Below are 25,637 nucleotides of genomic sequence, written 5' to 3'. Positions count from 1 at the left end.
TTTTTTCCGCCGGCTGGTGCGACTTGCACCGTACCGGGCGTTTGCATCAATGACAGATCCAACCCGCTCTATTCACGCACTGCCTGTCGCCCTGCTGGCCCGCCGCACGGCCGGCACAATCTTCTAGACACGCTTGCGCCGGCTCCGATACGTATCCAGCACCACCGCCACCACGATCACCGCGCCGGTGATGATGCGTTTGGTGGGCTCGTTCGCGCCGATCTGCGCGAGTCCCGCCGCCAGCACCGAGATGATCAACACCCCGAAGAACGTGCTGATCACCGAACCCCGGCCGCCCATCAGGCTCGTGCCGCCAATCACGACCGCCGCGATCACCTGCAGCTCGATGCCGTCGCCCGCGTTCGGGTCGGCCGCTTCGAGACGTGAAATCTGGAACAACGCCGCGAGTCCGGAGAGCGCCCCCATCAGCGCAAACACGATCACCTTGTAAGGGCGTGGATTGACACCCGCCAGCCGCACCGCTTCCTCGTTCGTGCCAATGCCGATCAGGTAACGGCCGAACACCGTGCGCGTGAGCACCAGATGCGCGATCAGCATGACAGCCACCGCGATCACGAAGGCTGGCGAAATGCCGAAGGCGATCGGATTGGACAGCACGTCGAAGGCGTCGCCGATATACGCGGTACGCGAGTTCGTCATCTGGTAAGCGAGGCCACGCGCCGCCTCCAGCACGCCGAGCGAGACGATGAACGACGGAATCCGCCAGCCCACCGTGATGCCGCCCGTCACCGTGCCGGTCAACCCGGCCGCGGCCATGCCGAGCAGCGCTGCCGGCAGCGGCCCCCAGTGCCACTTCAGCGCGGCCACGCTGACCACCGACGCGCCCAATGCCAGCACCGAGCCCACCGACAGATCGATCCCCGCGATGATCAGCACGAAGGTCATGCCCACCGCCATCACGACCAGATCGGGAATCTGGTTGGCGATCGTGCTGAACGTGTCGTAGGTCAGAAAGTGCGAGCTGAGCACTGAAAACAGCGCGATCATCGCCAGCAAGGCGCCTGCCAGCCCCAGATAGTTCGAAAAGCCGAAGCGCGGGCCGGCCGGCTTGCCGCTCGCGAGCGGCGCGGACGGATCGGCCACCGGCGTCACGCTCGCCGCGCCCGGGTTGCCGCCCGGAGGTACCGGTTGCTTGGTCATGACAGACTCCCTGATTCATTGGTGCCGGCGGCGCTCAGCAGCGATTCGCGGGCGCGGTAACCGGCGAACGCAGCGGCCAGCAACGCGTCCTGAGTCCAGTTCGCGCGCTCGAACATCCCCGTCATGCGCCCGGCCGACATCACGCCGATCCGGTCGCAGATCAGCATCAGTTCGCGCAGGTCGCTCGACACCACGACCAGCGCGCGTCCCTCGCGAGCCAGCGCGCCCATCAGGCCATAGATATCGAACTTCGCGCCGACGTCGATGCCGCGCGTAGGTTCATCGAATAACAGCACGCGGCAATCGCGCGCCAGCCAGCGGCCGATCACGACCTTCTGCTGGTTGCCGCCCGACAGCTCGCCGACAACCTGCCCCGGCCCGGAGCTACGGATACGCATGGCTTCGATCTGCTTTTGCGCGAGCGCGTTTTCGCGCTTCGCGTCGACCACGCCATGACGCGCCACACTGCCGATATTGCCCAGCGAAACGTTCGCCGCGATCGGTTGCGGCAGCAACAATCCTTCGCCCTTGCGGTCCTCGGTGATGAGCGCGATGCCGTGGTTTACGGCGTCCGTCGGCGACGTAATCTGCACCGGCGTGGGCGCCGCGCCGGGCGTGTCCGCTAGCGACACTGTTCCGCCGTCTTTCTGGTCGGCGCCGAAAATGAGCCGCATCAGCTCGGTGCGGCCTGCGCCGATCAGGCCGCTCACGCCGAAAATCTCGCCCGCGCGCACCTCGAAGGAGACATCGTTCACGACCTTGCCGCGCGTGAGACCGTCGACCTTCAGAAGCGGCGCGCCGATGTTGCGCACGCCCAGATCGATCCGCTCGCCCAGCTCGCGCCCTACCATCAGCGTGACGATCTGGTCGCTGGTCAGCGCGCTCATGGCCTCGACCTTGACCAGCCGGCCGTCGCGCAGCACCGCGATCCGCTCGGCTACCTTGGCCAACTCTTCGAGCCGGTGCGAGATATATACGAGCGCGACACCGCGCGATTTGAGCCGCTCGATCTGCTCGAACAGCAGATCGACTTCGCGCGCGGTCAGCATCGCGGTCGGCTCGTCGAGAATCAGCACCCGGCAGTCGCCGATCAGGTTGCGGGCAATTTCCACCATCTGCTGATGGCCGATACCCAGCTCGCCCACCAGCGTGTCCGGGTCGATCGCTTCGAGCCCGACCTGCGCCATCGCGGCGCGTGCGTCTTCGCGCAGGCGCCGCCGGTCGATCCAGCCGAAACGCAGCGGACCCGCTTGCGGCAAGCGGTTGAGGAACAGGTTTTCCGCCACCGACAAGGTCGGCAGCAGGTTCAGTTCCTGCATCACCATGCGCACGCCGAGCGCCTCGGCCTCGGTACGGCTCGCCGGAGCATACGGCGCGCCGGCCAGCCGCATCGTGCCGGCAGTCGGTACGACGAGCCCGCCGATGATCTTCGACAACGTACTCTTACCCGCGCCGTTTTCGCCGGTCAGCGCCAATGCCTCGCCGGCGACGAGCGAAAACGCGACGTCGGCGAGCACGGGTTCGGCGTAAGTCTTGCCGATTCCCGTCACGGACAATACGGCGGGCGTTGCCGGGTGAGCAGTCAGTTCCATCGCGATCCTGGTTCCGGGGCCGCCTCACGCGGGTTTCAGACGGACGGCAACCGCCTTGAACCCCACTCGGGCAACCACGTGTCATGCCGGCCCAAGGCAGGTTATGCGCTGGACTTTCCAACGCACCCCGTCCCGCCGCGTCCGCCGACATGACGCTTATCTCTGGAATAACGGCGGCTGCACGGTTTTCTTGAGCGTTTATTGAATTGCTGCGGCGCGGCTCATAGGGCCGGGCCGTGTTTCATCATCCGTTTGATAGCGCTGCTGGCGTCACGGCCGACCCTATAAACCTTACGCCGCTTTGCGCCCGCGCGCACAGAGCAGAGCGCCCCGCAAGCCATGCTGCGGTTGCCGCACAGCGGCATCCGCTGTTTTGGAGACCCGTTGGACATGACCGAAGCGACCTCGAACCAGGCGGTACCGCACGTCATGCAAACGTTTGCGACGCACATTCTCAATGCAGCCAGTGGCGAGTGTCAACGAGTTGTTGTTGCGCCCAACATTGTCACCGCTTGCAAGCTTTGTCGGCGGCGGGCCCGCTCATGCTGGACCGAGGTTGCGCAAAAATGCAAGGAAAGCGCCACGCGGACGCACGACTAGAGCCAGCCGGCCTTGCGAAAACGCCACCATAGAAACACGTCGAGCGTGATCATCACGGCGATGCAGATTGGATAGCCGTACTTGTAATGCAGCTCCGGGATGTTCTGAAAGTTCATGCCGTAGATGCCGGCAAACATCGTCGGGACGGCAAACAGGGCGGCGAAGGAACCGAGGCGTTTCGTCACCTCGCTCTCGGCCAGCGAGATCATGCCGAGGTCGACCTGGATCGCCGTCACGATCATTTCCCGGCGGCCGTCGATGGTGCGCACGATGCGTTCGAGATGGTCGTAGATGTCGCGGAAATACGCTTCCATGCCGGAACACACCTGTGGCACGCGGCCGCCGCTCAGCTTGCTGATCGCTTCCTGCAACGGCGCCACGTGATGCTGCAGACTCACGAGCCGGCGCTTGAGCGAATACAGGTCTTCGATGATCGCGCGCGACACGCTCAGGCTGTTCTTCTGGAAAATCCGGTCTTCCACTTCCTCGATTTCCGCGCCGAGGGCCTCGAGAATCGGAAAGTAACGATCGACGATATGGTCTGCCAGCGCATACAGCACAAAGCCCGCGCCCTCCTTGAGCAAGGTCGGCTCGCGCTCGCAGCGCGCGCGCACGTCGGCAAATCCGAAGCGTGTCCGATGACGCACGGAAAGCACGTAGTTCGATCCGACGAACACGTCGACCTCGCCGATCAGCAGCTCGTTGTCGTCGTCCATTTCCACCGTGTGGATGATCGCGAACAGCGAGTCGCCGTATTCCTCGATCTTCGGCCGCTGGTGGCCCACCAGCGCGTCCTCGACGGCCAGCTCGTGCAGGTTGAACTCGTCCTTCATCACGGCGAGTTCGTCGGGACTCGGGTCCTTGAGTGCGACCCAGACAAAGCACTCGGGCCGCGCAACGTATTCGCTGATGTCTTCGATCGGGATATCGGCGAGCTTGCGGCCATCCTGGTAGGCCGCGCAATTGATCAGCATGGTGTGGGTTACCTTGAAAGCGGCGCTGGATGTGGGCGCCGTCGCGGTGCTGGACCGCACACGGCGTGCCTGCGCGTTTGAACATAGGGCAGCCGCCATGTTAGCGGCTTTATGTGTCAGCGACGTCTGCGGATTGTCACGATGACCGGACGCGCTGCAACATGCAGTGCGCGCTAATGGGCAACCCGGTGCAGTTCGATACGGTGATCCGCATTGAAGGTGGCCGACGCACGATTGGTGTAACGGGTGTCGGCGGTGACCACGAAACGCATTTCGACAACCGGATCGAACTGCGTCGAGACCCCGATCCGGTGGACACCCGGACTCAGGTAGAACACGACATGCTCGCCGTTGAAGAGGTCCGTGACCTGCGCGCCGTCCACATACACGAGCGCATCGCGAAAGCGGACGACCAGGTCGCGCGAACGTTCGCGCCGCACGTCGACAGCGACCAGCCCGTCGCCCGGCTGGGTGTAGCCCGCCTTGACGATGCGCTCCGGCGGGACCGGTTTGAAGGCCACCGGGCCGGTCGGTTCCGAGGCGCAGGCCGCGAGGCAGGCGAGCACCACGGCCAGGACGGCGGCTCTCCATGTGGCCAGCAGATGCTTCGGCATGGTGCGTCTCCCCTTCTTCTTGATGTGACGTGCGGCGGCTGCTGGTGTTTTTGCCATGATAGCAACGCACCGCCAATCCGCCAGCCTGGCCGAACGGCCAGCCTCACCACCTCTTGCGCGGGGTCCGCAACTTGTTCATGATCGTGTCACGGCGGCGCCACGCCCTGCCGCGCCACCGACGTTGGCTTCGCTGTACCGGCGAGCGCGCTGCGCCACGCATCGGATATCCCCGGATGTCCATCAAGGAGACTGCCATGTGGTACTTCAGCTGGATTCTCGGGATCGGCGTGGCGCTCGGCTTTGGGATCATCAACGTGATGTGGCTCGAAGCCAACGGCACGTTCAGCCGTGACGCGACGCCGAACGATGCGCCCCCCGGCCCGGCGAGTGCAGACGCGGACGCGGACAACCGTTTGTGACATACCTGATTTTTATCTGCGGACACGCGGGCACGGGCAAGACCACACTCGCGAGGCGGCTGATCGGTCCGTTGATGACCGCAACCGGCCGCGCCTTCTGCCTGCTGGACAAAGACACACTCTATGGCGGTTACAGCGCCGCTGCGATGGGACTGCTAACGAACGACCCCAACGATCGTGACAGCCCGCTCTTTCTGCAGCATCTGCGCGACCCGGAGTACCGCGGCCTGATCGATACTGCGCGGGACAATCTCGAACTGGGTATCGGTGCGCTGGTGGTCGCGCCGCTGTCGCGCGAAGTGCGCGAGCGCAAACTGTTCGATCGGGCGTGGCTGGGTGTGGGTGATGACGTCGAGATCCGCGTGGTCTGGGTGAGCGTCGCGGAAGAGACCGCGCGTCAGCGAATCCTCGCCCGGGGCGATCCGAACGACGCCTACAAACTCGCGCATTGGGACGAATACCGGCAACGCCGTTTCGTGCCGAGTGCTGAAAGCAGTGTGGATCTGCTGAGGTTCGACAGCACCGCGCCGGATCCACAGGAGTACGACGCGCTGCTAGCGGGCATCATGGCCACGTAGCAGCGCGTGAAGGCGCAACTTAAACCGTCGCCATTGCCTCGAGCGACTGCCCTTCATACAGTTGACCGAAACGGTTTGCCAGGAAATCGCGCAACGACACCTGTTCCTGACGCACGAACCCGCGTTGCGGCAGCTTCTTCTCGCGGAACAGATCCAGCACCGCGCACATGGCGCCGGCCGTGGTGATCTGGATCGCGCTCATCGGCACACCACAGACGGTCTTCGCGAAGATCTTGCGCGTGAATACTTCTTCCACCAGTTGACCGTCGCGCATTCCCGTCACCGTGATGAAGACCAGCACGACGTCTTGTGCCGTCGACGGCACCGAACGGCGCATGATCGCCTTCAGGTTGTCGCGATCGCTCGCGAGGCGCAGGTCTTCGAGCAGGAACTTCATCAGTTCGCGATGCCCCGGATAGCGGACCGATTTATAGTCGAGCGTTTCGACACGGCCCGACAGCGTTTCGCACAGCGTGCCGAGGCCGCCGGAGGTGTTGAAGGCTTCGTATTCGGTACCGTCGAGCGAGAAATGCTCCAGACCTTCGAGCGGCTGCACCCATTGCGTGCGGCTGTCGCGGATTGCTTCGCACGGCTGACAGTACTCGTTGATCAGACCGTCGACGCTCCAGGTCAGGTTGTATTTCAACGCATTGGTCGGGAATTCCGGCAGCGCGCCGACCCGCATCTTGACGTCGCGGATCTCCGTGAAACGGTTCGCCAGTTCATGCGCGGCGATGCCGATAAAACCCGGCGCCAGGCCACATTGCGGCATGAAGGCATGCTCGGACTCGTCGGCGATTGCGCGAATCGCGGTGGTAGCACGGACGTCTTCGGTCAGGTCGAAGTAATGAACGCCGGCACCCTTGGCCGCGGTCGCGACGTTCACGGCGAGGTAGTACGGCAGCGCGTTGATCAGTGCGTCGAAGCCTTGCACGGCGGCGCGCAAAGCGGCGGCGTCGGCCGAGTCCACGCGGCGGGTCGGAATGCCTTGCTCGGCGAGTTTGTCGAGCGCCTGCTGATCGCGGTCGAACGCGACGACTTCGTAGTCGCCGGTTTCCCGCAGCATATGAGCAATGGTGTGACCGATCAGACCTGCGCCAACGATGGCAACTTTCATATGCTTCTCCTTGTTATCTGTACGCTGTCTCCAGCTTCGAAAGTGCGCAGCGTCTGGCGCTGCGCCCGGCGGGCTGAACCCTTGCAACACAGTTTAGGGAGAAGCAAAAACAATTTATAGACGCAAAATGCTGCGCTATGACCAGCTATTTCGACGATATGACGAAGCGATGCGTCGATTTGACGAAAATGCATCAAAAAAGCGTAAACGACCCGACGCGCTCCCGACTCAATGAATGATCGTGGCAGCGAGCGAAAGTCGTTCGGCTGCCGCGAGTAAACGTTTGTCGCGCGTCCAGATTGACGTGCCCGGCGTAAGCTGTACGGAGGCAAGCAGGTGTGCGTCGATATAGCCAATACGAAGGCCGAACAGAGCTTTGTGTGCAATGAAATGCAACACCTCGTCGTCGCGTGCAACTTCTGCCTGCGGCAACTCCTGAAGGCTGCTCAAAACGATTTCCCGCTGCCGCAAACTACCTAGCGACAATTCACCCGTGACGAACGGATGAGCCACAACCCGACGCTGTTCAAGCAGTTCTGTCAACGTTGCGTCGCCGTTGCGCAAGTGGTCGATCCAGATAGACGTATCGACCAGGATCATGCGGCGTCCGACTGACGGCGCCTAACTGGCTTGAGATCGGGCTCGCTGCCACCTAGCTTCGCTAGCCGCCGCGCGCTTTCCCGCTCGATCAATGCCTTGAGCGCTTCACGGATGAGCGCCGATTTCTCCTGAAGACCAGTAAAGGCTTGAGCCTTGGCGAGTAAGTCGTCGTCGAGTGCAAGGGTTGTCCGCATGATCATTTCTCCACATAGCAGGCATCGATCATCGCATCAATTGATGTCACCTTCAATGCCTATACATGGCAACCATGTGCCTGCTTCCTCACCCCCCAATCATTCCCCGGTCGATCTTGCGCGCCAGAATGATCGACGTCGTCGTACGCTCGACACCTTCCAGTGCGCCGATCTGATCGAGCAGGTCATTGAGCCGGTCCGGCGAGTCCGCGCGCAGCCACGCGACGTAGTCGAACTCGCCGCTCACCGCGCACAGGAGTTGCACCTCGGGCATCTTGCCGAGCCGCTTCTGTACGTCCGGCCCGTGCCGGGGCGCGAGGATGATGCCCACATAAGCGTAGATGCTGGCATCGAGCACATCCTGGCCAAGCCGCACGCTGTAGCCTGCAATGACGTTGGTCCGTTCGAGCCGTGCAATGCGCGCGATCACGGTCGTGCGCGCGACGCCGAGCTGGCGCGCGAGGTCTGCGACGCTTTCGCGCGCATTGGCTTGCAAGAGCGCAACGAGGTTACGGTCGAGGTCGTCGAGTTGATCGAGGCGCGGGGGTCTCATCGATGGCAGTGTGGTCTGGAAAAGTTGAACGACGTGCTGCGGATTATCACATCACGCGCCGAAGCGTTCGATCACGAAGTCGACGAAGCTCGTCAGCTTCGGCGTGGCGCGATGGTCGCGCGGGTAGATCAGATGAACCGGCGCGCCGGGCGGCAAATAGTCTTCCAGCACCGACACCAGTTGCCCGCTGGCAATCTCGCGGGCCAGCAGCGCTTCCGGCTGCAACACGAGGCCGAAGCCGCGCAATGCCGCCACCTTGAGCGCCTGCCCGTTGTTGGCCCGAAACCGTCCGGCCCGCAGCGCGCTCTCGCCGTCCGCGTCGCCATTCAGCCGCCAGATGCCCTCGCGGCCCCAATGCAGAAACCCAAGACACTCGTGCTGCGCCAGATCGGCCGGCGTGCGCGGCGTACCGACGCGCGCCAGATAGTCGGGCGACGCACACGCGCGCATCCGGTAAGGCTTCAGCGGCCGTCCGACAAAACTGGAATCCGGCAACTGGCCGATCCGCACGGCGGCATCGAAGCCCTCTTCGACCAGATCGATCATGCGGTTCGACAGATCGAGTTCGAGGCTCACGTCGGGCCAGGCATTCAGATAGTCGGTCATGGCCGGCGCGAATACTTCGACGCCATAAGTCAACGGCACGGTCACTTTCAGCACGCCACGTGGCGTCGCGGTCATGGTCTCTGCAAGCGACTCGGCCTTCTTCACATCGGCCAGAATGCCCCGACACTGCTCGTAGTACTGACGACCGATCTCCGTCAAACTTTGCCGACGCGTCGTCCGTGTCAGAAGCCGGGTGGCAAGTCGCGTCTCCAGCGCGCGAATATGTTTACCAACCATTGCAGAAGAAATATCAAATTTTTCGGCCGCCGCCGTCAGACTGCCCGCCTCGACTACCGCCACGAAGATTTCCATGCTGACAAATTTATCCACCCGCGTTTCCTGTTCGTTTCGGTTGTAAGCGTTTGTCGCAACCTGGTCGCATTGTAGGGATATCGTGATACTAATAGCGAGCTTGGCAAAGCGGGCATTCCGACAGGCTTCATCGACAAGACGCCATCTGCATGACCCGCGCCTTGTCCGCGCGCTACCGCGCTGTATCTGAATACGAACGAACATCAGGAGTTTCGATGAAAAAAGCACTGGTAATCCTGGCTTCCACGCTCGCCATGAGCGGCGCCTTCGCACAGACCGCCGCACCGGCTTCGGCTCCCGCCGCAGCGTCCGCACCGGCGGGCAAGCACGAACGCAACGTCGAAGACCGCATTGCCTATCTGCACTCGCAGCTCAAGATCACCTCGGCGCAGGAAACACAGTGGAATGCCTTCGCAGACGTGATGCGCAGCAACGCCGATACCATGGGCACGCTGTTCAAACAACGCCAGGACGCAGGCCCCCAGTCGGCACCCGACGACATGAAGCAGTACGCGGCTATTGCACAAGCGCATGCTGATGGCATGAAGAAGCTGGTCGACGCGTTCGAACCGCTGTACAGCAGCCTCTCGCCGGACCAGAAGAAGCTGGCCGATCAGACCTTCCACCAGGGTCCGCACAACGGTGGCAAGAAACACGGTAAGGCGCCGCAGTAAGCGCCTTGTAGTCGGGCCTTGTAGTCGGACCTCGTAGTAAGGCCTCGCATTTAGGCACCGCAGCAAGGCCTCATCGTAAGGCCCGCTATCAGGTCCACATTGGCCGGGCGTTTCAGCTCCGCTCCCAACAACGCCTGCCCTCACCGGCAGGCGTTGTGCTTTATGCTTCTGGCATTATTCGGTTCTTACCTTTCCGGCACACTGTTTCATGATCGAACTCAAGAATCTCGACCTACGCTCCGACGCAACCGCTCAACGCGTCGTCAAGGATGAAACCGTCCAGGTGGAATTTGCCTCCGGCGCGGGTGAATTGATGAGCCTCGAAGGCCCGAACCGTTATGCGTCGGGCGACGCCCTGGTGACGGGCTCGACCGGCGACCGCTGGGTGGTATCGCGCGACCGCTTCGACGCGAAATACGTCCCTGCTGAAGCGACCCTCGCCCACGGCGAGCCGGGCCCATACCGCAATCGTCCGGCAGTCGTGCTGGCGCGGCAGATGAACGAGCCGTTCGCGCTGGCACGCTCCGCGACCGGCGGCGATGTGCTGCACGGCACGGCCGGCGACTGGGTCATGCAATACGCACCGGGCGACTATGGCGTCGTGCAGGCGGCACGCTTTGCCAAGGTGTATCGCACGGTCGATTGAGGGCCGCGCACCCGCGCGGCAAGCCGCCGCCCCGCTATCGACCGCGGATTCAGGCGAACTGCGCGTCGAGTTCGATCGTCACTTCGCGCGGCACCGCCTCGCCGTTCGCATACTGCTCTTCCAGCGAGCCGATCGTCGCTTCGACGTACGCTCGCAGCACCGCAAAACTGCGGCCGCGTTGCCGCGAAGGCATCGCCCGGTAACGCGCCAGCACGGCCGGCGTCATGACCACCGTCACCGTGATGCGGCGTGCCGCGGCGCCGAAGCGCATCGCCACCCAGTGCACCGCCAGGGTTGGCGTGCCGTCTTCGGCGGCGCGCTGGATGAATTGCGTCTGTTCGGGAAACAGGTCGCTGATGACTCGCGCCAGCTCTTCAAAGTCAGGGCTCGCGCAGTCGTATTGGTAGGCTTCCATTTTTACGGACCGAAGGTTGGAAAATCGCCAGAGGGTTGCGCCGGGTACTCAGGCCGTTTGCGCCGTGCGGCTGAAAATCCTGATCAGCACGCCGGCCACGATCAGCGCCAGCAAGGCATACAGGCCATCCACCGCGGCGAGCGGCAACAGCCTCGCCTGGAACAGCGCAGCGGGTACTTCGACCAGCGCGTGCGCGACGATGGCGAGCAGCAGAATGCCGCGCCAGCCGGCTCGCACGCCGCGCCACATCAGCACCGACAGGCCAATCTGGATCACCAGCGACGCCGCGCGCTCCACCACGAAAATGCCCGCTGTCTGTGGCGACAGGCTGGCGAGGATCAGGTGGATACGCATCATCGAATCGACCGGGACGTTGACCAGATAAGTATCGAGCTGGCCGCGGTTTTCGACCACGGCGAACACGATCCACTGAATCTCGACCAGCACGCCCACAAACCAGGCCTCGGCGCCGCCATGGCCGATGCCATAGCCGAGTGCGGTGCTATCGCCGGTGGAGGTAGCAGGCGCCTTGCGCGGCCGGGCGGCGCGCGCCAGTTTTTTGGCCGTCGCGCTTTGAGCGTTTGTCATGGGCGTCGCAGCGGTTGCAGCGGTTGCAGCGGTTGCAGCGCTTGCATGACTTGCCGCGCCCGGCGCTTGCATGTCGGCCTTGCCCGCCATCGCGCGCCGCCACATCAACCGCATCGCAACGAAACGCCCCCCTTCCTGGCAAACGCCGGCAACCAGCGCGCCGTAAATGACGAAGGTAAGCGGGTTCGACAGCCAGGTCGCGGTGGCTTGCCAATGCAGCACGAAGCCATTCACCGCGCGCTCGATCACCATCGCACACAAAGCAAACACGGCGATACCCGCGATCGCATCGCGGCCGTTCAACCCAAGCGGACGGCGCAGGCGCCGGAAAAGCATAATCGGTAAAACGGCGACGAACAGCGTCGCCAGCACGAGACACGTAAGCGTGAAGGGTGCAACAACCATGGGGTTCCTTACGATGACCGGCGCACACCCGCTGCGCGCCGCAGCCCGAATGATCGCAGATCAGCGCGAAGTTGAGGCGCGCACGATCAATTCGCCGGGCAGCAGGCAGTCGCGAGCGGCGGCCTCGATCCCATCGATGCGCTCATGGAGAAACTCCACCGCGCGGTAGCCGATCTGATAGGTCGGCTGGCGGATCGTCGTGATGCCCGCGAATTCGGCCCATTCCGGGTCGTCGACGGACAACAGCGCAATGCGCTCCTGCCAGCGTGCGCCGTGACGCGCATTCAGATGCCGGGCGAGACAGAGCGCGACCGGCGCATTGGCCGCGAACCACGCCACCCGGCGCACGGGCAAAGGCACAGGCACGGCGCCGGTATCGTGCATCGGAGGCGCCACAGCGGTTGATGTCGCGTCAGTTCGGGTAGCGGCTACGAGGTCGACCATGACACCCGGCGACACGTCAGGCGCCGCGCCCGATGCCAGGTGCAGGGAGACGCCAAGATGAGCCTGCATGGCGGCATCCACCGCGCGATCGAGTTCGGCGAGCGTCTGTTCGAGTGCGGCAGCATCGCCCAGATCCAGCACGATCGTGTGACCCCGCGCACGCGTCTGGCCGTCGATCGCCGCGCGAAACGCGGCTTCGCGCAGGCGGCGCGAACTGACACGCTCGAACGGCTGCACGACGAACCAGATGTCGTCGAAGCCGCGCTCCAGCAGATGCCGGGTGGCCAGTTCGACCGCCGCGGTATTGTCGAGCCCGACCATGTCCGCCTCCAGACCGTCGACCATACGGTCCACCAGGACCGCCGGAATGCCGCCCTCGCCGACCGGCCGCAGGGTTTCTTCGCGCACGCCGAGCGCGTTGACGATCACGCCTTCCACCCGGTAGGTGGTCAGCAGTTGCAGATAGCGGCGTTCCATCTCCACTTCGTTGGCGGCGTGGCAAATGAGCGGCATGTAGCCGAGTGCGTGACAGGCCGCTTCCACGCCTTGCAGCACTTCGACCGAATACGGATTCGTCAGGTCGGCCACCAGCATCCCGATCAGCCGGTTGCGGCCGCGCTTCAGGCCGCGCGCCATCTGGTTCGGCTGATAATCGAGCCGCTCGATGGCGGCTTCGATCCGTGCGCGCAACTCCGGCGACAGCACGTTCAGCTCGCCGTTCAGGTAGCGCGAAACACTGGTCTTGCCGGTGCCGGCTTCGCGCGCCACATCGGTGATGGTGGCGCGGCGCGGAACGGCGGAGTGCGGGTGGCTCACGGCGTGCTCACCGTCACTTGCGCAGGACGTCGCGATTCACGACGTTACGCGTCAGCGTGCCGTCGAGCGCGGCAACCAGATTCTGCGCCGCGTTCAACGCCATGGCATGACGCGTCTCGTGAGTCGCCGAACCGATGTGCGGCAACGCCACCACGTTGGGCAGCGACAGCAGCGGCGAGTCGGCGGCAAGCGGTTCGGCTTCGAACACGTCGAGTCCCGCCGCGTGAATCGTGCCGCTCCGAAGCGCGTCGATCAGCGCCGCTTCGTCGACCGTTGCGCCGCGCGAAGCGTTGATCAGGATCGCGCTCTTCTTCATGGCGCGCAGTTCGGCCGCGCCGATCAGCTGCTGCGTCTCGGGCGTGAGCGGCACCTGCAGGCACACGAAATCGGCGCTCGCAAGCAACTCGGCGAGTTCGACGCGGCGTGCCCCGTAGAGCTGTTCCGCCTGCGGATTTGCACTGCGGTTGGTGTAGAGCACCGGCATGTTGAAGCCGAGCGCCGCACGCCGCGCCACCGCGCCGCCAATCCTGCCGAGTCCGACGATGCCCAGCATCTTGCCCTGCACCTCGACACCGAATTGCGCCGGACCGACGTTCGCTTGCCACTGCCCGGCCTTCACCCAGTCAGCCAGTTCGACCACCCGGCGAGCCGCGGCGAGGATCAGCGCAAACACCGTGTCGGCTGTCGATTCGGTCAGCACGTCCGGCGTGTGGGCGAGCACGATGCCGCGCTGCGTGAGATCCGGCACATCGAAGTTGTCGAAGCCCACCGAGATGGTGGACAGCGCCTTGAGCCGGGTCGCGCCTGCCAGCATGGCCGGAGTGATCTTCACGCTCGCGCCGATCGCGCCGTCCGCGTCCCTGAGCGCCGCCACGAATGCATCGTGCTGCGCGGCGTCGACCTGCACCACCTCGGCATGCACGCGCAAATACGCGAGGACATCGTCGGGCAGCGGCTTGTAGGCGACTATCTTGTTCATCAGCTTATTTTCCTTGCAATGGATGGGCGACGAGCCTGTCGGCAGCCGGCGCTTGAGGCTTCACGGCGAGTGTCAGAATCACCGCGGCGACGAGCGCCACGCTCATGAAACCATACGATGCCGCCGGCGAGTCGGTCGCGCCGTTCAGATAGCCGACCACATACGAGCCGACGAACGAACCGAGCGCGCCCATGCTGTTGATCAGCGCCATTGCGCCACCCGCGACATTCTTCGGCAGCAGTTCCGGCACGATCGCGAAGAACGGCCCGTACGGCGCGTACATCGCCGCACCGGCGACGATCAGCAGCGCATACGAGATCCAGAAATGCGTCGAACCGATCGCGTACGAGGCCGCAAAAGCCATGGCGCCGATCAACAGGAACGGCCAGACGAACAGCTTGCGACGATTCAGTTTATCCGATGCCCACGACGCCGCCAGCATGGCAATGGTCGCGGCAAGATACGGCAGCGCCGAGAGCCAGCCGGTTTCCACCATGCCAAGCGAGGAACCGTTCTTCAGGATGGACGGCAGCCAGAGCACGAAGCCGTACACGCCGATGCTCCAGCAGAAATACTGCGCGCACAGTTTGATGACCGCGGGCGAGCGGAACGCCTCGCCATAGTTACGCACCGGTTTGATGGCGGCCTGTTCGGCGCGCAGCGTGGCGGCAAGGTCGTCTTTTTGCTGCTGCGTGAGCCACGCCACCTGAGCCGGCGTGTCCTGCACGATGAACCACCAGCACACCGCCCAGATGACGGCCGGCGCACCTTCGGCAATAAACATATGCCGCCAGCCGAACGAATGCACCAGATAACCGGACACCACCGACATCCACAACACCGTCACCGGGTTGCCGAGAATCAGAAAGGTATTGGCGCGGGAGCGCTCGCTTCGGGTGAACCAGTTGCTGATGAAAATCAGCATGGCAGGCATCACGGCCGCTTCGACCACACCGAGCACGAAGCGGATCACCATCAGCGACGGAATGTTGCTGACCATGCCCGTCAGCGACGCGCAGCCGCCCCACAGGATCAGACTCCAGAACACCAGCTTTTTCACGCTGCGTCGTTCCGCGTAGATCGCACCTGGAATCTGGAAGAAGAAGTAGCCGAGGAAAAACAGCGCCCCGATCAGCGACGCCAATCCTTTGCTGATGCCCAGATCCTGATTGATCCCGGCCGCGGACGCGAAGCCGAAGTTCGCGCGGTCGAGATACGCGAGGCTGTACGTGATGAACACGATCGGCATGATCGTCCACCAGCGGCGCATGGCAAGCGATGAGGTCATGGGTTTGTCTCCTGTCGGCCTGAACTCTGCCGGAAATCGGCTGGAAATCCGCCTGAATGGGCGCTCGATTGCTTACGCTGGTCGCATGCAAGAGGCTTGCGGTTTTGGCAGGGGTGCTCTGGCGTCAGCGTGTTCCAGCGCGTCGAGTTCGGCGCGGGTCGGCAAACCTTCGGAGTCGCCGATCACCTGAATCGCCAACGCCCCGATGCGGTTGCCCCGCGCGACCGCCTCCGCCAGCGGCCGCCCTTCAAGCAACGCACTGACGACGCCGACCGCAAAACCATCGCCCGCTCCCACCGTATCGACCACTTTCGCGACCGGTTGCGCGGCCACCACGCCGGCATCGTCGGCGGTGCGAAAATACGCGCCCCGCGCGCCAAGCTTGATGATGACGCCGCGCGCGCCCCGCTCCAGATAAAACCGCGCGATCTCTTCCGGCTTCGTATGGCCGGTGAGAATCTCGCCTTCGCCGATGCCCGGCAGTACCCAGTCAGCCAGTTCCGCCAGTGCGTTCAGGCCTTCGACCATCGCGGCGCGCGAGGGCCAGAGGCTCGGGCGCAGGTTCGGGTCGAACGAGATCGTCTTGCCCGCCGCGCGCATTTCCCGCGCCAGCAGGAAGGCCAGTTCCCGCGACGATGCTGAAATCGCCGGTGCAACACCCGTCAGGTGCAGGTGGCGGGCCGGCAGCACATACGACGACGCGTAGTCATCCGGCGACAGATGGCTCGCCGCGGAGCCTTTGCGGAAATATTCGATGGCCGGATCACTGCCGTCGTCGTTCTTCGACTTGAGCTGAAAACCGGTGGGATAGCGCTCGTCGGTGATCACGCGTTGCTGGTCGATGCCCTCGCGGCTCAAGGTGTCGCGCACGAACTGGCCAAACGAATCGTTGCCCACCCGGCTCATCCAGCCCACCTTGAAATTGAGGCGCGCGAGACCGATCGCCACGTTCAGGTCGGCGCCCGCGACGCGCTTCGTGAACTGCCCGACGCCGGCGAGCGGTCCCGTTTCCGCGGCGACGAACATCGCCATCGCCTCGCCGTAGGTGATGACATCGAGTGTGGAATTCATGCGCTCTCCTGATCAAACTGATTCATGCCGTTGCCGATGCGTCCGGTTCGCGGTGCTTCGCTCGCCCGCCACTGGCTGCCACTGGCTGCCACTGCCTAACCGCTGCCTTGGCCGTTCATTGAAGTGGCTATGCCGCGGCCAGCCACGCGACATAGTGCGCGGCGTCTGCTGCGAGGCGACTCGGGTCGAAGGGAAATTCGATGCCACGCGGGACCTCACGCGGCAGGCAGCGCAGGACTTCGGCGCAGAGCGGATCGTCCGCCGCCGGCGCCACGGCGAACCGCCGTGCGCCCTCGCCCGTCACGGCCTTGCAATGGATGTAGTCGACATAGCCGGCAAGTTGACGGGCCGCATCGAGCGGCGCCTCGCCCGGCCACTGCCAGTTGCCCATGTCGAAGGTCATGCCGAGTACGTCCGCATAGCCCTCGCGTTTCAAAGCCTCGAACAGGGCTGCGAACTGCGCGACCAGACCGCCTTCGCGCAACTGCCCGTTTTCGACCACGAGGCGAGCGCTACAACCGCGCAGGCGCGCGGCGATTTTCGCAGCGCCGCTGGCGCGAGCGTCTTGTCCAAAGCCGCCCAGCTGAAGCTTCACCAGCCGGGCGCCGAGCGCGTCCGCTTCGTCGAGCGCCTGCTGCAAGGCGGCTTCGTCGAGTGCGCCCGATGACCCATAGAGCCCGGCAGGCGTCGAGAACACCGACTCCATGCCATACGCGCCCATGGCTTCACCCAATGCGTGTAAGGCCGGCAAACCGGCCTGCGCCTCCGACGCAAACAGTTCGCGCCGCACCTCGAATGCTGCCGCGCCAGCGCGCGCCGCTACCTCGGCCCACGCTTCGTGGCCATCGCGCCGAATGACGCCGGCACCAAAAGCACTCGCGACGATTACGACCTTGGACATGTCGAAACTACCTTGTTTCTCTCAGGTTCTTTACAGATGGAACCGGTTCCATTTGAGTGTTGAAAAAAAGCGCCAACGCGCTTTGTTGACCGAATAGTGCGCCTTAAGGACGCCGCCGGGCCATAGTGGAAATCCCTGGCGCGGTTCTGGGACGTGGGTGCGTGGGTGCGACGTCTTCAGTTCGCCTCACCGGCGGTCAAGGCGAGAAACCGCTCGACCACCCGTGACGGCGCGCTTGCGTGTGGAATCAGGATCGAGAAACGCCGCGTCAACGGCTCCGGACTCAGCGAGAACATGCAGAGCGCGGCGCCTTCGTGACGCATCGACATGGCCGACACGAAGCCGATCCCCATGCCTGCGCGCACCGCTTCCTTCACCCCTTCGACACCGGCGATCTCGAGCGCGACCCGCATCGGCACGCCGGCGCGTGCAAAGGCCCGCTCGACCATCTGCCGCACGCCCGAGCCCGCCTCGCGCAGCACCAACGGAAACGCGCCCAGCGCCGCCAGCTCGATCCGCCCGACCGCGGCGCCAGACCCTGCCGCCTCCGCCGTCTGGCCGAGCGCCTGGCCGAGCGTCTGCCCGAGCGGATGACTGCGCGGCATGATCGCCACGATCTCATCCTCCCGCCACGGCTGCACCGCCGTATCCGGCGGCAGCTCGACACCCACCGGCCCTTCGACCATGGCGATATCGAGCGACGCCAGCGCGCCGACGATATCCGCCGTATTGCCGTCGGTGGTATGCAGCGCCACCTCGGGATAAAGGCGGTGAAACCCCGCGATCAGATACGGCAGCAGATAACTCGCGGGCGTGGTGCTCGCACCGACCCGCAGCGTGCCGCTCTCGAGCCCACGCAGCGCATCGCGATACGCATGGGCTTGCCGCCAGGTGTCGCGCAGACGCGCCGCGTAGCTGGCGAGCTGCTCGCCTGCAGGCGTCAGCCGCACGCCGCGGCCGTCGCGCTGGTAAAGCGGCTCGCCGAACTCGTCCTGCAACTGGCGCAATTGCCCCGACACCGCGGGCTGCGACAGATGCAGCGCAACCGCCGCCCGGCTGATATTGCGATGCTCGGCGACGGCGGCGAAAGTTATAAGCTGGTCGGGGGTCATGGCGGGAAAATATCGGTGTAGCGGATAGTTTATGTCACAAATGACGATTTTTCATATTGATATATTCAAATTAGGATTAGGCCATCCAATCAGAACCGCCTGACAAAGCCCATGACCACCGCTCAACTTCACGCCGCGCCTCACCACGCCGCCTCCACCACCCGCGGACAGCTCAACGGCATCCTGTTCGTTGCCCTGTTCGCCGCCGCCGTGACCCGCATCGCAGCGATACCCGCGATTGCCGGCTTCGGCCTGAGTCCTTTGATCGTCGGCATCGTCGCCGGTGCGCTGTATGGCAATGCGCTGCGCGACGGCATGCCCGCGAGCTGGGCGGCCGGTGTCAACTTTTCGGCGCGCAAACTGTTGCGCATCGCCGTCGCGTTCTTCGGCCTGCGCGTCAGCCTGCAGGAAATCGCCCAGGTCGGTTTGCCCGGCCTGGCCGAATCAGTGCTGGTGGTGGTGAGTACGCTCGTCATCGGCACCTGGGCCGGCATGAAGCTGATGAAGCTCGACCGCGATACGGCCTTGCTCACCGCCGCCGGCAGCGCGATCTGCGGCGCGGCAGCCGTGCTCGCCTTCGAATCGACGCTGCAATCGAAGCCGCACAAGAGCGCCATGGCGGTCGGCAGCGTGGTGCTGTTCGGCACCCTGTCCATGTTCCTCTATCCGATCCTGTTCAAGGCCGGCTGGCTGCATCTGGACACCATCGGCGCGGGTCTGTTTTTTGGCGGCACGATTCACGAAGTGGCCCAGGTCGTAGGTGCCGCCAGCAATGTCAGTCCGCAAGCCGAGCACATCGCCACCATCGTCAAGATGACACGCGTAATGCTGCTGGTGCCGGTGCTGCTCGCGATCGGCATGTGGATCAACCGCACGCCGCGCCCCGCCGCAGCCGGTTCGCAAGCCGGCGCCGGGCAAACCGCCGCGCCGCATACGCCGCGCAAGCTGGCGATTCCCTGGTTCGCGCTCGGCTTCCTCGGCTTCGTGGTGGTGAATTCGCTGCACGTTTTGCCCGCCGCGGCCACGCAGACCCTCAACACCCTCGACACGTTCGCGCTGACCATGGCCATGACCGCGCTCGGTATCGAAACCCGCATTTCGCAGATCCGCGAGGCCGGTCCGCGCGCACTGACGACCGGGCTGATCCTGTATGTGTGGCTGATTGGCGGCGGTCTGGTGATCACCTGGGCGGTGCAGCGGCTGTTCGGTTGATGCGTTTGCCCAGGTGCGCCGCTTGCAACAAGCCCCGCCAGGTGCGGGGCTTTACGCATTTCAGCGCACAACGCAGCGCGCCCGCACGGCATACTGGCCGTGCAGTCAGCCTGGATCGGCAGAAATCGGCGGAATCAACCAACAGAGGATCGATCGATGAGCTTTGAACTCTACTATTGGGACGGTTTGCAGGGGCGTGGGGAATTCGTGCGGCTCGCACTGGAGGAAGCGCGCGCTGACTACATCGAAGTGGCGCGCGGCAACGAAGCGTCGGGGCACGGCACCGGCGCGATGCTGGCCGTGCTGAACAGCAAGCGCGAATCCTGCCCGCCGTTCGCGCCGCCATTCCTGCGCGACGGCAATCTGCTGATCTCGCAAACCGCCAATATCCTCTTCTACCTCGGCCCGAAGCTCGGCCTCGCGCCCGCCGACGACGACCTGCGCTACGTCGCGAACGGCCTGCAGCTGACCATCGCCGATGTCGTGACCGAAGTCCACGACACCCATCACCCGCTCGCCTCGGGCCTCTACTACGAAGACCAGGCCGACGCCGCGAAGATCCGCGCGCACGACTTCATCGACAACCGGATTCCGAAGTTCATGCACTACTTCGAGCGCGTGATCACGCAGAATTATCAGAGCGACGCGCATCTGGTGGGCGACAGGCTGACCTATGTGGACCTGTCGATGTTCCAGTTGATCGACGGTCTGCATTACGCGTTTCCGCGTGCGACGAAGCATTTCGGCGAGCACTATCCCCTGCTCGCCGCGCTGCACGACGCCGTCGCCGCGCGTCCGAACATCGCCGCGTATCTGGCATCGGAGCGACGTCTGGCCTACAACGAAACGGGCATCTTTCGACACTACCCGGAACTCGACAAGGCCGCGCGCTGACCATGCCCACGCGCCGCCCTGCCGGGCTCGCCCACGCGCGCGGCGCAATGCTATTCTTGCGCGCGCTCTCCATTCAATCCTTACCTGATCCGCTGCCGTCGTGCTTTCATTCCTGCTGAAGCTGCGCACCCGCGCGCGCGAACTGTTTCGACTCTCGGAAGCCCATACGATGCTGGTGTGGTCGGTGGTGGTCGGGGTCGCGGGGGCGCTTGCGACCATAGCCTTCCGCGCGGCCATCTCGCTCGTGCAACTGGCGATTTCCGGCGATTCGGGCAGCTTCGTCGAAATGGCGCGGCGCATGCCCTGGACGGTGCGGATCTGGCTACCGGCCGCCGGTGGGCTGGCCGCCGGGTTCCTGCTGCTGATCGCCCGGCGTCATGCCGACAAGAACGCTCACACCGATTACATGGAGGCAGTCACGATCGGCGATGGTGTCGTGCCGGTGCGTTTGTCCTTCTGGCGCAGCGTGTCGTCGCTATTCACGATTGCGAGCGGCGGCTCGATCGGCCGCGAAGGCCCGATGGTGCAACTGGCGGCGCTCGCCGCGTCGCTGATCGGCCGCTTCGTGCATTTCGATCCGGCGCGTCTGCGTCTGCTGGTAGCGTGCGGCGCGGCGGCCGGTATCACCTCGGCATATAGCGCGCCGATTGCCGGTGCGTTCTTCGTGACCGAGATCGTGCTCGGCTCGATCGCCATGGAAAGCTTCGGCCCGGTGGTGGTCGCCGCGGTGGTCGCGAACATCACCATGCGCGAGTTCACGCATTACCAGCCGCCTTACGAGATGCCGGCGTTCCCACCCGTGGCCGGTCTCGAAGTGCTGCTGTTCGTCGCGCTGGGCCTGCTGTGCGGCGCGGCGGCGCCGCAGTTCCTGCGCATGCTCGACCTTTCGAAGGCGGCCTTTCGCAAGCTGCCTTTGCCGTTGCCCGTGCGGCTCGCGCTGGGCGGCCTCGTGGTCGGCATCATTTCGGTCTGGTGGCCCGAGGTATGGGGCAACGGCTACAGCGTCGTCAACTCCATTCTTCATTCGCCGTGGACGTGGACCGCGCTCGTCCTCGTGCTGGTGTTCAAGCTGATCGCAACGGCCGCGACCGCGGGCTCGGGTGCGGTGGGCGGGATTTTTACGCCCACCCTGTTCGTCGGCGCGGCGGTGGGTTCGCTGTTCGGCCACGGCATGCATATGCTGTGGCCGCATGCCACCTCAGGGGCGTTCGCGTACGCGATGGTCGGCATGGGCGCCTTCCTCGCCGGCGCCACCCAGGCGCCGCTGATGGCGATCCTGATGATCTTCGAAATGACGCTCAGCTATCAGGTCGTGCTGCCGCTGATGCTGTCGTGCGTAGTGGCGTATTTCGTGGCGCGCGCCATCGGTAAGACCTCGATGTACGAAGTCACCCTGCACCGTAACCGCGAGGAGCAGGAACGCGTGCGGCTGCGCGCCACCCAGATGCGCGAACTGATTCGCCCCGCCGAGACGGTCGTGCAGCCGAACGCGACCGTGCAGGAAATGACGCGGGTATTCCTCGAATATCCGGTGAAGTATCTGTATGTCGCCAACGAAACCGGCGCGTTCCTCGGCGTCGTCGCGTTGAAGGACATCACCTCCGATTTGCTGGAAAAGCGCGACACCGGGAGCAAGACCGCAGCCGATTATCTGCAGCCGCACTTCGACGTCCTGACGCCGGATATGTCCCTCGGCGTCGCGCTGCAGCACTTCATGGCCTTCCAGGGCGAACGGCTGCCGGTGGTGGAAAGCGCGACGGATCCGAAACTGGCCGGAGTGGTCTACAAAACCTCACTGCTCGACGCCTATTTCCGCATGAACCCTACCCGCTAGGTTCGCCGAAAACGCGCGCTGAACCCGCCGTGGCAAAGCGCGGCATACCCTCTACAATGAATCAGGTAGCGCGCCGCCTCGCGCGGCGCGCGCGCAACGCCGCGAGGCGCCGGCGAGCCCCGCGCCCTCGACCCGGAGCGAAGATGAGCGATCCCTCCTTCGATGCGGTACGCCGCGACCAGGCGGGCTGGATTTTCGTGCATATCGAGGGTGAACCGTACGACCGCGGCGAACAGCACGGCCAGTTGCTGGCCGGCGAAATCCAGAACGCCATTCGCACTGCGCGGTATCTCGCCAAATGGGACACCGGAGAAGACTTCGACACCTTCGTCAACGCGGCGGTGGCCCAGTTCGCACCCAAACTCGACACTGAATTCGCCGACGAAATCCAGGGCATCGCCGACGGCGCGAAGCTGCCGTTTGCCGAGGTGCTGGCGTGGAACGGTTACATGGATCTGCTGCAAAGCTGGTGGCCGAGCCACGTGGCCGCGCAGCAACCGCGGCTGGGCGTCAAACCGTGGCGCGGCCGGCGCGGACATCATTGCAGCGCCTTTATCGCCACCGGCAACGCCACACGCGACGGCCGGATCGTGATGGCGCACAACTCATGGGACCGCTACGCCGCGGGAGACGCCTTCAACGTCATCTTCGACATCGTGCCCGAGTCCGGCCATCGCATCCTCATGCAAGGGCTGCCGGGCTGCATTTCCAGCCTCACCGATTTCTGGATCACCGCCGCCGGCCTGATGGTGACCGAAACCACCATCTCCAACTTCGCCGGCTATGCCCCGGCCGGCGCGCCGGAGTTCTATCGCTCCCGGCGCGCCACGCAGTATGCGAACAGCATCGGCGAATGGTGCGAAATGTTTGCGATTGCCAACAACGGCGGCTATGCGAACAGCTGGCTGCTCGGCGATGCAAAAACCGGCGAGATTGCCCGCTACGAACTCGGGCTGCATTACTCCGGCTTCGAAAGCACGAAAGACGGGTTCTACAGCGGCTACAACACCGCGACCGACCTGAAGATCCGCAACCAGGAATGCGTTGGCGAAGGCGAGGACTACACGGACGTGCGCAAGAACGGCGCGCGGCGCCTGCGCTTCATGCAACTCGCGGAGTTGCATCGCGGTAAGATCGACGTGGAGTTGGCGAGAGAAATGATTGCCGACCACCACGACGTCTATCTGGATCGTAGCGACAACCCCTGTTCGCGCACCATCTGCGGCCACCTCGAACTGGACGACGCACGCTTCGGCGGCTCCGATCAGGGTCCGTTCAACCCGTGGGGCGCCAACGACGGCAAGGTCGTGGATAGCGACATGGCGCGTGATATGGCCTTCAGCGCGCGCTGGGGCCATCCGTGCGGCCGGCCGTTCGACGCACAGGCGTTCATGAAGCGGCATCCGCAGTGGAACTGGCTCAACGGCTATATGCACGACCGGCCGTCGTGGCCATGGACGCGCTTCGAGGCGGTCCGCTGACGCCCGTCCGGTCGCTGCGCCTCGTGCGCTCGATTCGAGCGCAACCGCCCTTTTTCTGCCATGATGGTCCACGGACGGTTTCGCTCTCGCAGTCTTTCACGGTCGTGCGCGGTTTTGTGCGGCAGTCGCAAGATTTGCCGTCTAAGATGAAAGAAGTGCGGCGCGCCGCGAGCGTGGCTGCACTGGGCATGCGCCTCCGCTGCGACCGCAGGAATGGCACAGTGCTTGCTGCAGTCTCTGCGCTGCATGAATCAAGGAGGTCGGGCGATGAAAACCTCGACACTGATGGTGATGGTGACGCTGTCGGCTTCGTGCTTCGCGGCGCCGGTTCATACCGCGCTCGATAGCACCGCCAATGTGGCCGCCGAACGCGCCAACGCCGCGCCGGTTGCTCCGCCGGCGCCGGGTGTCGCCGTGACGGACGAGAATCGTCCGCAAAAGTGGGAACACATCGCTCTACCCCGATCGCGTCATCTGGACCGCGGCTTCACGGCGCAGAACGAACACCTGCAAACCTGAGCGCGGCTTGCCCCTGCGCGAGGCCATCCGGCCTCGCAGCCGCATCTTCACCCCATTGAGGAGTGCATGCATGGCCGATCCGGCTATCCCCGGCGAATCCATTGATCTGCAGATCGCCGACGTATTGCGTGAAGTGAAGTTTCCCATCAACAAGGACGGCCTCGTCGACATCGCCCGCGATGCCGGCGCCAGCAATGAAGTGCTGTCGATGCTCGACGGCCTGCCCGAACAGGACTACGCGGATCTCTCCGCGATAACACCATTCCTCGCCGGTAATTTCGGTCCCGGCCTCAGTAGCTGAGCGGCAACGCTGCCAGCTTGCCGGTGCTGCCTCGAACTCAAACGCGTCCCTTTTCCTTCTGCCGCTGACGGTGCGCCGCGACCTTGGCACGGTTGCCGCACATCGCCATGCTGCACCAGCGACGCGCATGACCGCGCGTGTGATCCGCAAACAGCAAGGTGCAGCGGACACCTTCACACGCCTTCACCAGCGTGAAATCCTCGTCGCACACGAGGCTTGCCAACGCCTCCGCAATGGGCAGCAGCAATGACTCCGGCGACTTCCAGCGCCGCTTCGCACGCAATTCGAATCTTGCGAGCCCTTGCGTCTCATTGCTGACGATCTCTGCATAGCGCTCGTCGCGCTCGAGCAGCCGATTGAGCGGCACAAGCTCATCCACATCCGCGGCGGCCAGTGGCCGCCCTTTCCTCTGCCGCACAAATACCCGGAACCACTCGCGTAGCTCGCGCGCCTGCTCTGCTACGGCGTCGAATTCCGCCGACGTGGACTGCGCGCGCATGGCCGCGAGCACGGCGGGCGGCACCATGCCGGCCTGTTGCAGCCAGCCCAGCAGCCCTTCTCCGTCGCTGATCCAGTCGATTTCCTGATCCATCGGCGTCGCAACCGAATTCAGGAAATCGAGGCCGGGCGCATCGGCGATGAAGATCGCGGGAATCTGACGGTAGTCCATTTTCTTGTGACAAATCTGCAGTGTTGATAGAGAAATTGTAACCTTTAAAAATGTCGTTGACAAGTTA

Annotated in this window: 28 protein-coding genes; 10 read left to right on the top strand and 18 right to left on the bottom strand. The window is 64.1% G+C overall.

Going from position 1 to position 25,637, the window contains the following annotated elements; translation table 11 throughout:
- Window positions 1–123 precede the first annotated feature (123 nt).
- The 4 genes from P3T43_RS02105 to P3T43_RS02090 form a co-directional block, all read right to left on the bottom strand.
- Window positions 124–1,161, bottom strand: coding sequence for an ABC transporter permease (locus tag P3T43_RS02105; RefSeq protein WP_429279358.1), 1,038 nt, complete (start codon window positions 1,159–1,161; stop codon window positions 124–126).
- Window positions 1,158–2,753: a sugar ABC transporter ATP-binding protein gene (locus tag P3T43_RS02100; protein WP_429279357.1), complete on the bottom strand. Its 1,596-nt coding sequence runs from the start codon at window positions 2,751–2,753 to the stop codon at window positions 1,158–1,160. Before P3T43_RS02100 ends, P3T43_RS02105 begins: the two co-directional genes overlap by 4 nt.
- Before the next feature lie 596 nt (window positions 2,754–3,349).
- Window positions 3,350–4,327: a magnesium/cobalt transporter CorA gene (gene corA / locus P3T43_RS02095; RefSeq protein ID WP_429279356.1), complete on the bottom strand. Its 978-nt coding sequence runs from the start codon at window positions 4,325–4,327 to the stop codon at window positions 3,350–3,352.
- Between the two features lie 173 nt (window positions 4,328–4,500).
- On the bottom strand, window positions 4,501–4,998 hold the full coding sequence (locus P3T43_RS02090; RefSeq protein ID WP_429279355.1) for a hypothetical protein: 498 nt from the start codon (window positions 4,996–4,998) through the stop codon (window positions 4,501–4,503).
- A gap of 197 nt (window positions 4,999–5,195) precedes the next feature.
- On the opposite strand from P3T43_RS02090, the gene cydX reads away from it, so the two are divergent.
- Together cydX and P3T43_RS02080 are read left to right on the top strand one after the other, a co-directional pair.
- The gene (cydX, locus tag P3T43_RS02085; protein ID WP_429279354.1) at window positions 5,196–5,360 is read left to right on the top strand and encodes a cytochrome bd-I oxidase subunit CydX; all 165 of its coding nucleotides are present in this window, start codon (window positions 5,196–5,198) and stop codon (window positions 5,358–5,360) included.
- Window positions 5,357–5,938 (top strand): AAA family ATPase, encoded by a 582-nt coding sequence (locus P3T43_RS02080; protein ID WP_429279353.1) that lies wholly within the window; start codon window positions 5,357–5,359, stop codon window positions 5,936–5,938. The genes cydX and P3T43_RS02080 overlap by 4 nt, the downstream gene beginning before the upstream one ends.
- A 19-nt stretch (window positions 5,939–5,957) precedes the next feature.
- Here the strand turns inward: P3T43_RS02080 and P3T43_RS02075 are convergent, their stop codons facing one another.
- The 5 genes from P3T43_RS02075 to P3T43_RS02055 all read right to left on the bottom strand — a co-directional run bounded on the left by P3T43_RS02075 (window position 5,958) and on the right by P3T43_RS02055 (window position 9,338).
- On the bottom strand, window positions 5,958–7,055 hold the full coding sequence (locus tag P3T43_RS02075; RefSeq protein WP_429279352.1) for a saccharopine dehydrogenase C-terminal domain-containing protein: 1,098 nt from the start codon (window positions 7,053–7,055) through the stop codon (window positions 5,958–5,960).
- Between the two features lie 228 nt (window positions 7,056–7,283).
- Entirely contained in the window at window positions 7,284–7,655 is a 372-nt protein-coding gene (locus P3T43_RS02070; RefSeq protein WP_429279351.1) for a type II toxin-antitoxin system VapC family toxin, read from the bottom strand.
- Window positions 7,652–7,849, bottom strand: a complete 198-nt coding sequence (locus tag P3T43_RS02065; RefSeq protein WP_429279350.1) for a type II toxin-antitoxin system VapB family antitoxin — start codon at window positions 7,847–7,849, stop codon at window positions 7,652–7,654. The genes P3T43_RS02070 and P3T43_RS02065 overlap by 4 nt, the downstream gene beginning before the upstream one ends.
- A gap of 88 nt (window positions 7,850–7,937) precedes the next feature.
- The gene (locus P3T43_RS02060) at window positions 7,938–8,402 is read right to left on the bottom strand and encodes an Lrp/AsnC family transcriptional regulator (RefSeq protein ID WP_429279349.1); all 465 of its coding nucleotides are present in this window, start codon (window positions 8,400–8,402) and stop codon (window positions 7,938–7,940) included.
- A 51-nt stretch (window positions 8,403–8,453) separates the two neighbouring features.
- Entirely contained in the window at window positions 8,454–9,338 is an 885-nt protein-coding gene (locus P3T43_RS02055; protein WP_429279348.1) for a LysR family transcriptional regulator, read from the bottom strand.
- 197 nt (window positions 9,339–9,535) lie between these two features.
- Here P3T43_RS02055 and P3T43_RS02050 point away from each other — a divergent pair, with 197 nt between their 5' ends.
- Both P3T43_RS02050 and P3T43_RS02045 read left to right on the top strand, forming a co-directional pair.
- On the top strand, window positions 9,536–9,994 hold the full coding sequence (locus P3T43_RS02050) for a Spy/CpxP family protein refolding chaperone (RefSeq protein ID WP_429279347.1): 459 nt from the start codon (window positions 9,536–9,538) through the stop codon (window positions 9,992–9,994).
- A 208-nt stretch (window positions 9,995–10,202) separates the two neighbouring features.
- The gene (locus P3T43_RS02045; protein ID WP_429279346.1) at window positions 10,203–10,640 is read left to right on the top strand and encodes a PGDYG domain-containing protein; all 438 of its coding nucleotides are present in this window, start codon (window positions 10,203–10,205) and stop codon (window positions 10,638–10,640) included.
- 49 nt (window positions 10,641–10,689) lie between these two features.
- Here P3T43_RS02045 and P3T43_RS02040 read toward each other — a convergent pair whose 3' ends face one another.
- The 8 genes from P3T43_RS02040 to P3T43_RS02005 form a co-directional block, all read right to left on the bottom strand.
- Complete coding sequence (locus P3T43_RS02040; RefSeq protein WP_429279345.1) at window positions 10,690–11,055, bottom strand: DUF3022 domain-containing protein; 366 nt, start codon at window positions 11,053–11,055, stop codon at window positions 10,690–10,692.
- A gap of 48 nt (window positions 11,056–11,103) precedes the next feature.
- Window positions 11,104–12,048 (bottom strand): YhfC family intramembrane metalloprotease, encoded by a 945-nt coding sequence (locus P3T43_RS02035; RefSeq protein WP_429279344.1) that lies wholly within the window; start codon window positions 12,046–12,048, stop codon window positions 11,104–11,106.
- 60 nt (window positions 12,049–12,108) lie between these two features.
- On the bottom strand, window positions 12,109–13,308 hold the full coding sequence (locus tag P3T43_RS02030) for a LacI family DNA-binding transcriptional regulator (protein ID WP_429279343.1): 1,200 nt from the start codon (window positions 13,306–13,308) through the stop codon (window positions 12,109–12,111).
- Between the two features lie 13 nt (window positions 13,309–13,321).
- Window positions 13,322–14,287: a 2-hydroxyacid dehydrogenase gene (locus tag P3T43_RS02025; RefSeq protein WP_429279342.1), complete on the bottom strand. Its 966-nt coding sequence runs from the start codon at window positions 14,285–14,287 to the stop codon at window positions 13,322–13,324.
- A gap of 4 nt (window positions 14,288–14,291) precedes the next feature.
- The gene (locus tag P3T43_RS02020) at window positions 14,292–15,575 is read right to left on the bottom strand and encodes an MFS transporter (protein ID WP_429279341.1); all 1,284 of its coding nucleotides are present in this window, start codon (window positions 15,573–15,575) and stop codon (window positions 14,292–14,294) included.
- A gap of 72 nt (window positions 15,576–15,647) precedes the next feature.
- Window positions 15,648–16,646: a sugar kinase gene (locus tag P3T43_RS02015; protein ID WP_429279340.1), complete on the bottom strand. Its 999-nt coding sequence runs from the start codon at window positions 16,644–16,646 to the stop codon at window positions 15,648–15,650.
- Window positions 16,647–16,773: 127 nt separating this feature from the next.
- On the bottom strand, window positions 16,774–17,547 hold the full coding sequence (locus P3T43_RS02010; protein ID WP_429279339.1) for a sugar phosphate isomerase/epimerase family protein: 774 nt from the start codon (window positions 17,545–17,547) through the stop codon (window positions 16,774–16,776).
- Between the two features lie 176 nt (window positions 17,548–17,723).
- The gene (locus P3T43_RS02005; protein WP_429279338.1) at window positions 17,724–18,659 is read right to left on the bottom strand and encodes a LysR family transcriptional regulator; all 936 of its coding nucleotides are present in this window, start codon (window positions 18,657–18,659) and stop codon (window positions 17,724–17,726) included.
- Window positions 18,660–18,770: 111 nt separating this feature from the next.
- Here P3T43_RS02005 and P3T43_RS02000 point away from each other — a divergent pair, with 111 nt between their 5' ends.
- The 6 genes from P3T43_RS02000 to P3T43_RS01975 all read left to right on the top strand — a co-directional run bounded on the left by P3T43_RS02000 (window position 18,771) and on the right by P3T43_RS01975 (window position 24,900).
- On the top strand, window positions 18,771–19,871 hold the full coding sequence (locus tag P3T43_RS02000; RefSeq protein WP_429279337.1) for a YeiH family protein: 1,101 nt from the start codon (window positions 18,771–18,773) through the stop codon (window positions 19,869–19,871).
- Between the two features lie 156 nt (window positions 19,872–20,027).
- Window positions 20,028–20,765: a glutathione S-transferase gene (locus P3T43_RS01995; protein ID WP_429279336.1), complete on the top strand. Its 738-nt coding sequence runs from the start codon at window positions 20,028–20,030 to the stop codon at window positions 20,763–20,765.
- Window positions 20,766–20,865: 100 nt separating this feature from the next.
- On the top strand, window positions 20,866–22,599 hold the full coding sequence (locus tag P3T43_RS01990; RefSeq protein WP_429279335.1) for a ClcB-like voltage-gated chloride channel protein: 1,734 nt from the start codon (window positions 20,866–20,868) through the stop codon (window positions 22,597–22,599).
- A gap of 143 nt (window positions 22,600–22,742) precedes the next feature.
- Window positions 22,743–24,080: a C45 family autoproteolytic acyltransferase/hydolase gene (locus tag P3T43_RS01985; protein ID WP_429279334.1), complete on the top strand. Its 1,338-nt coding sequence runs from the start codon at window positions 22,743–22,745 to the stop codon at window positions 24,078–24,080.
- Between the two features lie 267 nt (window positions 24,081–24,347).
- Window positions 24,348–24,599 carry a hypothetical protein gene (locus P3T43_RS01980; protein ID WP_429279333.1) on the top strand — a complete coding sequence of 84 codons (252 nt, stop codon included), beginning with the start codon at window positions 24,348–24,350 and terminating at the stop codon, window positions 24,597–24,599.
- A gap of 70 nt (window positions 24,600–24,669) precedes the next feature.
- Window positions 24,670–24,900, top strand: a complete 231-nt coding sequence (locus tag P3T43_RS01975; protein ID WP_429279332.1) for a DUF2795 domain-containing protein — start codon at window positions 24,670–24,672, stop codon at window positions 24,898–24,900.
- 37 nt (window positions 24,901–24,937) lie between these two features.
- Here P3T43_RS01975 and P3T43_RS01970 read toward each other — a convergent pair whose 3' ends face one another.
- Window positions 24,938–25,570 carry a CGNR zinc finger domain-containing protein gene (locus P3T43_RS01970; RefSeq protein ID WP_429279331.1) on the bottom strand — a complete coding sequence of 211 codons (633 nt, stop codon included), beginning with the start codon at window positions 25,568–25,570 and terminating at the stop codon, window positions 24,938–24,940.
- Window positions 25,571–25,637: the final 67 nt, after the last annotated feature.

The sequence above is a fragment of the Paraburkholderia sp. GAS41 genome, from assembly GCF_050436545.1.
Lineage (GTDB): Bacteria > Pseudomonadota > Gammaproteobacteria > Burkholderiales > Burkholderiaceae > Paraburkholderia.
The sequence above is the reverse complement of the archived record's forward strand: the minus strand, read 5'-3'. Positions and strand labels throughout refer to the sequence as shown.